Below are 263 nucleotides of genomic sequence, written 5' to 3'. Positions count from 1 at the left end.
CATGATTTTGAATTTTTTCTCTGGCCTACAATGACATTAATACCGTTGTCTTTTTGATTAAGTGCCTGTCCAGGTCCCTGTACACCGTATCCGATTACGGCTACCACTTCATCTTTTAATACTTCCTGAGCCTTTTTCAATGGAAACTCTTCTCTTGTTACTACGTTTTCTTCTACTCCTCCAAAATTCAATTTTGCCATTTCTTTTAATTTTATTTGTTATATATGATTTTTATTTTCTGTCTAACTTGCATATTCTACCAC

At 33.8% G+C, this 263-nt stretch carries 1 pseudogene; it reads right to left on the bottom strand.

Features of this window, described 5'->3' with window-relative positions:
- Nucleotides 1–200 (bottom strand): annotated as a pseudogene (locus tag SB679_RS24790) (ketol-acid reductoisomerase); the annotation flags it as partial.
- Nucleotides 201–263: the final 63 nt, after the last annotated feature.

Origin of the sequence: Chryseobacterium sp. SIMBA_029 (assembly GCF_046535275.1) — a bacterium.
Lineage (GTDB): Bacteria > Bacteroidota > Bacteroidia > Flavobacteriales > Weeksellaceae > Chryseobacterium.
This window is presented reverse-complemented; position numbering and strand designations above follow the sequence as displayed.